The organism is Streptomyces tateyamensis (assembly GCF_003205575.1).
Classification (GTDB): domain Bacteria; phylum Actinomycetota; class Actinomycetes; order Streptomycetales; family Streptomycetaceae; genus Kitasatospora; species Kitasatospora tateyamensis.
Window position 1 is genome coordinate 1 of record NZ_PYBW01000199.1, and the last position, 10,207, is coordinate 10,207.

A 10,207-nucleotide genomic window follows, 5' to 3' on the forward strand; every position below is an offset into this window, starting at 1 on the left:
GACCCGCTGAATACCCGAGGTCAACGGAGCAATTCCCGGAGCAGCGACACCAAACCGAACACCGAGCCAGGACCGCGGCCTGGGCGGGCCCCGAGACGGCCGAGCAACCCGGGGGCCAGGACGGCGGCCTGGACGAACGACCAGGGCGCAGCAGCGGGCAGCCCCGGCGACGGGCGGGACGCCACCAGGGCGGGCGCGGGCCCGGTGGGCAGGACGGCCAAGTCGGGCGCTGCGGGACGGCCTGGCGGCCGACCAGACGGCGGCCAGGCCCCAGCAGCGGAGCGCGCCACCGGGTGGCGCGGGCGGGCGGCGGCGGGCCGCCGAGGCCGGCGGACCAGCGCAACACGAAGTGCAACACGCCCACCCACCCCCGCCCCAGCCACATAACACCAGGTCAGACCCGCAACACGACCCCATGTTGCACCCCAGCCCAACACCGCGTTGCACCCCCAGACCCCCGGACGACTCAGGCGGGCGGCGGGTTCAGCAGGCCAGCGAGAGTGGCGGCCTGGTCGCCGGTCAGCTCGCCTTCCTCGTCGAGTGCTCCTGCCACGGCGAGCACCGCCGGCCAGTGCTGGCCAAGGACTTCCTCCGCCTGGTCCCCGAAGTGGACGTACGCCCCGAGCACGGTCGCCAGGTCGTCGCTCCCGGTGAACATCCGAAGCCTCGGGATAGCCGCATCGCGGTCGTGCAGGGCGCCCATCTCGGCAGCCCACCCGCGGTCTTGGGTCCAGAGGCCGTAGTCCCGGAGCCATCGCTGCTCGGCCCGCTCCCCGGCTGCCAACTGCTTGACCACCGCCGAGTGCGCCAGCTCGTAGTCGCCCGGGCTCATAGTGCCTTCCAGCTCAAGCCGCGGTCCGCAGCCCAGGTCCCGGGTGCGCTCGACGATCTTGACGTCCTTGACGTGCATCCCGACATGGAGGGCGATCACCGTGTGGCCGGCCTCGTGCACGGAGACGGCCCTCCGGTAGGTGGCAGGGTCGAGCCCTGGCACGTGACCATGGCAGCACCAGCTCGTCGGCTCAGGATGCCGCGAGTACGTCTCACGGCCCCACTTGAGCGTGGTCGGATAGAAGACCATCCCGTCCTGGCTGCCAGCAGGGGGCGTGCTCACCGCGCGTGCTCCTCTCCTCCGCCACGGAGACCGGGCGATCGTGCAGGGGTACTTGCGAACCAGCGTCCAAGCCGACCCAAGAGTTCCCAGTAGCGGGCCCAGCGAGGCGGGCAGGAGCGGCTGCCCCAGCCCAGCGGGCAGGAGCGGTGGGCCGTCAGCGGCGGCACGGGCAGAGACCAGCCCCGCGCGGGTCCAGACGCCGACGCGGACAGAGGCCAGCCCGGCACGGGCCTGGACAGCGGCGCAGCCTGGCCACCCAAAACCGAACACCGACCCCCGCCACCACCCCACACCCATAAATCCAGACCGAACCCAGGAAACCATTAGCAGCCAACCCACCAAAACAAACAGACGGAATTCACTGCGGAATTTACATCCGAATACAGGCCCAAAACACCCCGACCGACCCCACCAGCGAACCGACAGGACCCCCGACCCCACTAGCCAGCACAAACAGTCACCACACTAGCCATCCACCCACTACCCAACAGGTCCAACCAACACGACACGAGAGGCCATTCCACGCCCCAGGCCGCATCAGGTCACACCCGACGGCCCTCGCTGGGTAGAGCCTCGCGGGCAGCACCCGTTCCTCCCACCACCGATCATCCGGAGCCGAGACCAGCGCAGCTATCAGCTCCCGCTTGGTCCGGGTGGGCAGCATCAGCGGGCCCAAGTCCTTTGGGTGCGGTTCTTCTGCAGGGAAGGGCTGAACTGGGAGAACGTTGAGCGGGGCTGCGCTGGGGGCTGTTCGTCTCTACCTTGATGGTGGAGGAGGGCGGTTGGATGGGTTCGCTGTTCGAGGAGTTGGAGGCCCGCGAGGCGTTCGCCCGGGCGCGGGTGGAGGAGTTCGAGGCTGAACTCTCGGCGGTCGTCGCCAAGTTGGAGCTGGCCCGGGAGGGGATGGAGCGTCTGCGGATCACACGGGAGACGCTCGCCGAGGTGCTCGCGGAGATAACGCCCCAGATGCCCGCGGTGACAGCCGATGCCGGACAGCCGCCTGCGGGAGAGCGGGTGGCGTCGGCGTATGCGGGGGTGGAGCGGCGGGTGGTCGGGGTGTTGACGGTGCCGAACTGGCAGCCCGGTATGGGAGTTGACGCCCTGCCGCGGGCGTATCGGGACATCGTGGAGGTGGTAGCCGATGCGCCGGGACCGGTCCGTGCCAAGCAGATCGCGCCCAGGATCGGGCTGCCGGCTGAGACCGGGAAGATCGAGGGCACTCGCTCGAAGCTGAAGCGATTGGTGGAGCGGGGCTGGCTGGACGAGGACGCCCCGGGACTGTTCACGCCCGCCCGCCACCGGACGGCTGCTTCGTCCAACTCCCTTTAGCAGCAGGGCTCTTCCGCCTACATTCGAAGGTGCGACCCATATCGGATGCGGGACAGGAAGAGCCCTGGAGATGAAACAGTACGACACTCATGCCACCGCTGACCCCTTTGCCCGCTCCATCAACGCCTTCGAGACGCTGATGGGCACCCTGTCAGGCGGCGATGCGGACGCGTGGACTCACGCGGAGCTGGAAGAACACCTGGAGACGGCGGGGCGGGAACTACTGCGGCAGCTGCTGCAGGACCATCTGGACCTGCGCGCGGTGCGGGAGGAGAACCTGGTCTGCTCCGGCGCGGGCCCGGTCGTCAGGGGCCCGGAGGGGCGGGTGCGGCCCTGGCGGGAGACGGGCCACGAACGCTGGCTGGCCAGCATGTTCGGGCTGGTCCGCGTCACCCGCATCGCCCACCGGGGCCCAGGCGCTGGCAACGTCCACCCGGCCGATGCCGCGCTGTCCCTGCCGGCGGGCCGGCACTCGATGGGCCTGCGGCGGCTCGCGGTCACCGAAGCGGTGCGCGGCTCGTTCGACCAGGCCCAGCAGGCCGTCGAGCGCCGCTGCGGGAAAGTGCTGGGCAAGCGCCGGCTCGAAGAGCTGGTGGTCGCCGCCGCCGTCGATGTCGACGGCTTCTACCGGACGAGGATCCCGCTCCCGTGCAGCCGTCAGATGCCGCTGGTGGTCCAGATCGACGGCAAGGGCGTGGTCATGCGGCCCGAGGCCCTGCGGGAGGCCACCCGCCGCTCCGCCGCGAAAGCCGCCGCCGAGGGCGGTCACCGCGCACGGCTCGCACCGGGCGAGAAGCCGAACCGCAAGCGAATGGCGACCGTGGCCTGCGTCTTCGATACCCGCCCGGCGCCCAGACGTCCCCACGACGTGATCCACCCGCCCGGCGGCCGCAGCGACGAGCGACCGGTCCGCCCGGGTCCGCGAGCGGAGAACAAGTGGTGCACCGCCTCGCTCATCCGCCCTCCCGGGCAGGTCATCGCCGACGCCTTCGACCAAGCTCAGGCCCGCGACCCGAAGCACCTGCGGCCCTGGGTCGTCCTGGTCGACGGCGCCCGCCACCAGCTCGATCTGATCACCGCCGAGGCGGCCCGACGCGGCGTCACGATCCACATCCTGCTGGACTTCGTCCACGTCGCCGAGTACGTCTGGGCCGCCGACCACCTGACCGCGATCCTCGCAGGCCACGCCGCCCGCACCGCCAACGAGATAATCACCCAGGCTGAGCGGGACCACCTGTCGGCTGCCCGGCGCGAGGCCGTCGACACCTGCCACCGCTATCTGACCGGCCACCTCGACCAGCTCCACTACGACACGGCGCTGGAAAGCGGCTGGCCGATCGCCACCGGCGCGATCGAAGGCGCCTGCCGCCACCTGATCGCCGACCGTCTCGACATCACCGGCGCCCGCTGGGGCCTTGACGGAGCCGAAGCCGTCCTCCGACTCCGTGCCCTCGTCTCCAACGGCGACCTCGGCCCCTACTGGCGCTACCACACCGCCCGCGAGCACAAACGCCTCTACCCCACCCCCGACCAGGACGAATACGAGCTCATGGCCTGAGTACGAACCTTCCGACGAAGAGCCACAACCCTCTCGACTCATGCCGTACCGAACCGGAAGACCATGTCGGTCCAGTCGGTGTCAGGTACTCCGTCGTCGAGCGCCTTGCTGATCGCCCGCTCTTCATAGCCGAAGTGCGATTCCATGATCGCCGCCAATCCGTCAAGCTCACGCCCGATCGCTTCCAGGACCGGGCCGCGCGATTCGGCAGCCCTGTCAGCGATTCCACGCACACGGGACAGGATCGAGGCGATCATGCCGTGATCTTCAACAAGACTCGCGACCGTCGACGCGAGATCCGGACGTTCGCGCAGCAGCTGGGAGAACAGCCCGTCGTCCTCGCCCTGATGGTGCGACGTCAGCGCGGCACAAAACGCCAGGCAGTGGGTGACAAGTGCGTCGTCGCTCAACCGGCGCTGTCCGAGACTTGTCCTGATCTCGTTGACCTGACGACGCAGTTCTTGATGTGCTTGTGAGAGCTGCAGACTCAAGGCGGCCACACGGTCGCCATCGCGGGAAGCCACGGATGGCGGTCCCTTCGGTTCCGCACCTCCATGCCTGACGTAGTCCGCCACCGGCACGCGATGCTGCCGCAATCCGATCACGCAACGGGGCGCTACGGCAAGCACGCTGCCTGCCCGCGCCTATAGCCGGCTCCATGCCCCCAGCGTTCAGCCAGCTCAGCCCTTCACTCCAGAAGAACCACACCCAAGTCCTTTTCCGTGCGGGCCTGTTCGCAACCCGGGCACTCCAGCCGGTCCAGGTCGTCCTTCTCCTGCAGCTCCAGCTTCGAGCCCTCCCTCCCCGCCGATCGAGCCCCGGCACGTCCAGCACGGGCGCACCGCGGCGTTCGCCTCCCGGGCGGCCACCAACTGCTCCTGGTTCTCGCGGCGGGCGGCCTGGGCGCAAGTTAGCCGTCCATTTCCCGCCAGCCGGTGCCCTGCTGCTGATCCAGCCGCCGGTATGCACCGTTCATCACTCGTACTGCCCCGCCGGAGTCCACGTGCCACTCTGCTCCGACCAGCCGCTGGGGCCCGTCCCCTTCGTCAACAACGAGCTGAGGGGCTATCAGTCGGCCGTCTATGGTCCCGTTCGGCATGAACCTGGCCGGGAGGTTGCCGAAGACCTCCGACTCGCCGGCCCTGTCCGGGCTCAGGTGGGAGGCCACGCACTCCTCGCTCACAGTGTTCTCCGCGCGGCTGGCCGCGGCCCTGCTGGCCTCGGCCGCCACCCGTCGAAGTCGCGCGGGCGACGTGCCAGCGTTCATCAGCGCTTCGAGGGACGCCGTCTGTCTGCTGTCGACAGCGGGGGCATAGCCCGTCACCAGGCACCACGGCTGCTCGGGCTGCAGGCGGTAGCAGCAGAACGCGGCCGGCCGCTCCGACTTCCACGAGCCGTCCGGCCGCATGACGTTCGAGACCAGGTAGACAGTCGGACGTCCCTGTTCGAAGGTCGTCAGCGTGAAAGCGTGTACCCGGTGCTCCTCCGGGATCTGGCGCAGCCAGGCTCTGCCCTTGCGCGCCAAAGTGTCAGCGATGTCCTGGGGCGTCCGCTGCCCCGCTGGGTGGGGCAGCACCTGGTCGAGCCAGGCGGCGGTGTCGTGGTCACCCCACTTCGCAATGCCGGTGTAGCAGACCAAGCCAGACCAGTCGCGGTACTGCAGGACAGTCTGCTTCTGGGCAGTGTGACTCCTGATCTCGCGGCCGGCTGTAAGGCGAAAGTCGGACGTTTGAACGATGAGGTTCGGGCTCACCAGCGTCAGGTTCAGGGTCATGGCTCATGTCCTCCTGCCACGGCGGTCTGTCGCCATGGTGGCGGCCCCAGTGAGGTACTGCTCGCTGGGCACGATGTGAACCCCCTGAGCAGCGGAGAGCCTCGACCGAGCCGCGTCAACAGCCGCCTCGCGGAATCAGGTACTGGCCTAGGTCGTCGGCTGTTGGGTGGCCTTACGCCAGGGTGCCGCGGGGTCGCGGAGGGTGTCGAGCATGAGCTCACACCAGGTGAGGGCAGCGTTGGCTGCGAGGTGGGCGTGGCGGGCGCCAAGTCCGGTCGGTGTGCTGGCCTGGCCGTGGCCGGTGCCATAGCCACGGTTTCGCAGTTCAGCGACGCCGACGGCGATGGCGGCGACTCCGCCGAGGATCTTCTTGACGGCGTCGGTGCCGTCGGGGCCGGGAGTGACGGCCGAGGCGTCGAGGGCGAGGGCCTTCTGGGCCTGCTTGACCAGGGCGGGGACCTTGGCGTTCTCGTCGACAGCCAGGCCGCGCTCCAGCAGGACGGTCTTGGCGGTCGCCTCGATGAGCTGCTTGGCGCTGCCAATGGCGCCGGCCGGATCGCTTGCAAGGTCGCGGGAGACGCGTTGGAGTTCGGCAAGGATCCCGGAGGGGTCGCGCAGGCCGCTGAGGTCCTGGGCCTGGCTGCGCAACGGTGGGCGGACCCAGGCGATGCGGCCTCGCTCGCTGACGGTCAGGCCGTCGCGTTCCAGCGGGACGGCGATCTCGTCCATCCACGTGCCCTGCCATCCCTCGCGGATGCCGTGGAGCACCAGGTCCTCGAAGACGATCAGGGCGCGGTCGACGTGGGCTGGATCGGTCCAGTCCACGGCCTGCGCATAGGACTGGAAGGCGGTGCGGCGAGCCCCGGAGTCCTGGTAGCGGAGATCACCCGGGGCAACCGGTGCGAAGCCCTGGTTCTCCCAGCTCGTCTCGATCACACGGAGCACGATGTCCGTACACAGTGAGCGGAAGGCATTTCGGGTAGCCGGGCTGATGAGTTCGGGTCGGCCTATGACCATGACGGGACGATACCGGACCAATCACTGCGTGAAGGAGGGTTTTCGGCGCGGGCTGGGCCGAGGCCCGCCCCGATGTTCCGGGATGGCCGTCGGTGTGTTCGTTATTCGCTGTGGTCGCCAATTGCTGGGTCGGTCAAAACTGGCTGCGGCGCGCCCTCGGACGGGTAGGCGGGGCCTGCTCGGGGCCGCGTAGCGCGAGGGCCGCGGTGCAGGTGGCTCCAGCCAGCTCATGACCCGGCGCAGCGTAACGGGGTCGAGGTTGGGCGCGCGGTGTGTGTTGGAGGGCGGTGTCGTGGTCGGGGTCGTGGCGCTCGGCGCGGGTCTTGGCGGTGTGGTCGCGTACGCGCTGCCACTCAGCGCAGATGACGGCCGCGATGCCGAAGGCGGTCTCGTCTCCGGCGTCGGCGTACCGGTCGGCGGTGCGCTCGTCGTCTCGGGCCCGGTGCAGGGCCTGTTGGAGGTTCTCCAGGGTCATCCCGGCCGCCCGGCGACTGACCGACCGCGGACGTCGCTGAGCAGCCCGTGCTCCTGGTCGTCGGGCTCGTCCTCGTCCTGGGCGTGGTCGGTGCGGGCGGGGTGCAGCGTCGCGCCAGCCTCCCATGCCTCGGCGTGCACGACGGGCTCCGGCACGGCGCGGCCCGGGCAGGCACCGAGGCCGATTCGGCCGTCGACCAAAGCCACCCAGCCGTCCAGGCCGTCGACGTCCTTCTCCGTCCATCCTCGGGCGAAGCCGGCGCCCTGGTGCAGAGTGCGGAATGCCGTCATGACCGGACCAACACAGCCACATCGAGCCGCGCACCAGCGGGAAGTCGAAGACCGCGCGGACCGGGGCGGCCCCGCAGCACGAAGAGGACCGGAAGCAGTGGTCAGAACGGTGGTTCCTCCGTGTACTTGCCGTTTCCTGGTGCTGCCTGAGCCCACGGATCGTCGGCTGGTGTTCGCTGCGGCGGGGCCCCGAATCCGCTGGCTTGCTGGGACCCCCAGCCGCCGGTCTGCGGTTGAGGAGGAGGCGTGGGCTCGGATCGTGGTGGTGGCGTCACGTCGAGGTCTTCGTCGTCGATGCTGTCGTGCCACAGCTTTCGCAGATGGTCACGGCAAGTGGTGTCGTCGTCGTATCCGTCGTACTCCCAACGCCTGCGCTCTGGGTCCTGACCGGCAAGGTGACAGAGGGCGCGCAAGACCAGGTCGACGTTCTTCCAGGTGGCGTCACCTTGACCCGTGAGGATTCGGCGGACCGTTTCCCGGCGGACGGGCTTGTCGTCTGGCGCGAGCGCGGTCGCGCCAGCGATCTCCTGAAGCTTCGGCCGGTCGGCCTCTCGATAGTGCATGTGGAGCTCAGCGACGAACTTCCGCTTCGGGCCGTCGGGGAGTGTCTCCCGGGTCGGCATCTTCAACAACCTGGGCACCGATGCCTCCCTCTACCAATCACCCGGTGCAGCAAGGCTCGGGTCGCCAGGCCAAGCTTCACGAAGACCCAGGTAGACACATTCTGACTGACTAGAGCTCATATAAGCCTTCGCTTACCCGAATGTGCTTTGTTCTGGCTCTCAAGTACCTGTGGAAACTTCTTTGAACAATCGCCTATTTCCGCTGGTCAAAGGCCCTTTCGTGGTGCAAATCTTGTCGTCGTCGACCTGGAAACGCCTCCGAGGCGTCTCACTGCTTGGACAGCGGCACAGCCGCCACGCAAGCACGCCGGCCCCCTGGTGGGCAGGGAGCTATCGGCAGCAGACACGACCTGAAGGAGCAGCGCATGTCCGGTCCCGCCCCTACGAGCAACCTCGCGAACCCGGAACTACCTATGAATTCGAGCCCGCCCGAGGACACCGGTCGATGGAAGCGGCGGGTACGCAGGGCTCGTCGCGACGCCAGCCTCTACATGGTCCGGGGAGCCGCCACCGCACTTGGCGGTGCCGTGGTGTCCCACGGGATCCTGTGGGTTCGCCTGCACATCTGACCAGACGCCAGATCCGGTGGCCGCAGTACCCGATCACCGAGACCTGGCAAGCCGCTCGGCGGTTTCAGCAGCCCACGGGCCTGTTGCGACCGAAGCTGTTGCCGCGAGGCGAATTGGGCGAGTCAGTCGGTGACGGCCACGGCGGTCGGCGAAGCTCGTCCAGGAGCGCGGTCTGCTGCTCGGTCAGCTTCCCCACGGTGCGGGCCTTGTCCTGCTTGCGCAGCCACGTGCCGGGCCGGAACGTCGGGTCGGCTTCGCCGCCGGTGCGGTTCGCCGGGCCGTCCAGGGTGCCGCCGACGGCGAGGTAGGCAAGCAGGCGGCGGTAGGAGCGGTTCCAGTCCGGCTCGAAGCGCCACAGCTCGTCCAGCCCGTCCAGCTTCGCCGCCTGGTCGTGGGTGAGGCCCGCGGCCTTGCGCTGGCGGCGCATCCACGCCCCCACCGCGTAGTCGTCCAGCTTCGCGGTGGCCGGGATCGCCAAGTGACCGTGCTGGTGGTGGAAGGCCTTCGCGTACGCCAGGCCCCTCTCCCAGGCATTGGCGTTCTTCGACCAGATCATGCCGAGTGCGTCGAGTTCGGTGATACGGGTGGGGCCGAGTTCGCCGCAGCCCTTGAGGTGCCGCTGCCGGACGATCCAGGCCATCAGGGGGCCGTCGTGGTCGAGGTCGGTGGGGTCCAGATGGTGGTGCGCGGCGTAGAAGGCGGCTGCTGCGGCGTACATGCGTTCCCACTCGCGCCAGCGCGTGCCCTCTTCCTTCAGTCGGCGGCGCCGGTGAACTGCGCCGGCCAGGTGCGGGGGCACGTCGGGAACGTCGACAAAGGCCGTCCAGTCGGGGCCGTCCGGCAGCGCTCCGGGGAAGGCGCAGCGGGTGGGTCGCCTGGTGGGGTGGGGGTGTTGGGGCGGGGCGAGGTGGCAGTGTTCGGCGCTCTGCAGCAGGGGTGCCAGTGCGTGGTCGGGTGGGGCGAGGAGGCGGGTGCCGGCGGTGGTGAGGTTCAGGTAGTGGGGGGCGGCGTTCAGCAGGGGGCTGGCCCAGGGCGGGGGGTGGTGGGTGGCGCAGCGGGCGGGGGTTCGGCCGTGGGGTGGGGCGTGGAGGGTGAGGGTGGCGCGGGTGGGGTGGTAGTCGGCGGAGGTGGCGGTGGCGAGGTGGTGGAAGGGGGCGCCGGTGATGAGGGCGGTGGCGAGGGTTGCGGCGTGTTGGGGGTGGGTGAGGCGGTGGATGCGTTCGGCGGCCCGGTGGTGGGGGTCGTCGGGGGGTGGGGGTGGCAGGCGGTCGTTGGTGGGCGGGGCGGGGGGGCAGGGGGAGGGGGGGTCGGGGGGGGCGGGCAGGGCGGGGCGGGGCGGGGGGGGGGGGGGGAGGCAGTGCAGGCGGGCGGGGCGGCGGGGGGGGGGGGGCAGCGGGGCGCGGTGGGGGCAGGGGCGGGGGTGGGGGGGGGGGGCGGGGGAGGGCGGGTGCGCGGACG

The 10,207-nt window shown here is 69.8% G+C and carries 10 protein-coding genes; 2 read left to right on the forward strand and 8 right to left on the reverse strand.

Going from position 1 to position 10,207, the window contains the following annotated elements:
* Positions 1-466: 466 nt before the first annotated feature.
* Entirely contained in the window at positions 467-994 is a 528-nt protein-coding gene (locus C7C46_RS32305) for a hypothetical protein (protein WP_146259306.1), read from the reverse strand.
* 906 nt (positions 995-1,900) lie between these two features.
* On the opposite strand from C7C46_RS32305, the gene C7C46_RS32310 reads away from it, so the two are divergent.
* Complete coding sequence (locus C7C46_RS32310) at positions 1,901-2,443, forward strand: hypothetical protein (RefSeq protein WP_110673481.1); 543 nt, start codon at positions 1,901-1,903, stop codon at positions 2,441-2,443.
* 70 nt (positions 2,444-2,513) lie between these two features.
* Complete coding sequence (locus tag C7C46_RS32315; RefSeq protein ID WP_110673482.1) at positions 2,514-4,001, forward strand: ISKra4 family transposase; 1,488 nt, start codon at positions 2,514-2,516, stop codon at positions 3,999-4,001.
* 38 nt (positions 4,002-4,039) lie between these two features.
* On the opposite strand, the gene C7C46_RS32320 is transcribed toward C7C46_RS32315, so the two are convergent.
* The 7 genes from C7C46_RS32320 to C7C46_RS32345 all read right to left on the reverse strand — a co-directional run bounded on the left by C7C46_RS32320 (position 4,040) and on the right by C7C46_RS32345 (position 9,467).
* The gene (locus C7C46_RS32320; protein ID WP_110673483.1) at positions 4,040-4,525 is read right to left on the reverse strand and encodes a hemerythrin domain-containing protein; all 486 of its coding nucleotides are present in this window, start codon (positions 4,523-4,525) and stop codon (positions 4,040-4,042) included.
* A gap of 386 nt (positions 4,526-4,911) precedes the next feature.
* Positions 4,912-5,775, reverse strand: a complete 864-nt coding sequence (locus tag C7C46_RS32325; protein WP_110673484.1) for a hypothetical protein — start codon at positions 5,773-5,775, stop codon at positions 4,912-4,914.
* Between the two features lie 147 nt (positions 5,776-5,922).
* Positions 5,923-6,711, reverse strand: coding sequence for an abortive infection family protein (locus C7C46_RS32330; RefSeq protein ID WP_245985288.1), 789 nt, complete (start codon positions 6,709-6,711; stop codon positions 5,923-5,925).
* 214 nt (positions 6,712-6,925) lie between these two features.
* Positions 6,926-7,267 (reverse strand): hypothetical protein, encoded by a 342-nt coding sequence (locus C7C46_RS32335; RefSeq protein WP_110673486.1) that lies wholly within the window; start codon positions 7,265-7,267, stop codon positions 6,926-6,928.
* A complete protein-coding gene (locus C7C46_RS32340; protein ID WP_110673487.1) occupies positions 7,264-7,557 on the reverse strand; it encodes a hypothetical protein in 294 nt (97 codons plus the stop codon). The genes C7C46_RS32335 and C7C46_RS32340 overlap by 4 nt, the downstream gene beginning before the upstream one ends.
* A 101-nt stretch (positions 7,558-7,658) precedes the next feature.
* Positions 7,659-8,198 (reverse strand): hypothetical protein, encoded by a 540-nt coding sequence (locus tag C7C46_RS34540; protein ID WP_146259307.1) that lies wholly within the window; start codon positions 8,196-8,198, stop codon positions 7,659-7,661.
* A 615-nt stretch (positions 8,199-8,813) separates the two neighbouring features.
* Positions 8,814-9,467 (reverse strand): helicase associated domain-containing protein, encoded by a 654-nt coding sequence (locus C7C46_RS32345; protein WP_110673488.1) that lies wholly within the window; start codon positions 9,465-9,467, stop codon positions 8,814-8,816.
* Positions 9,468-10,207: the final 740 nt, after the last annotated feature.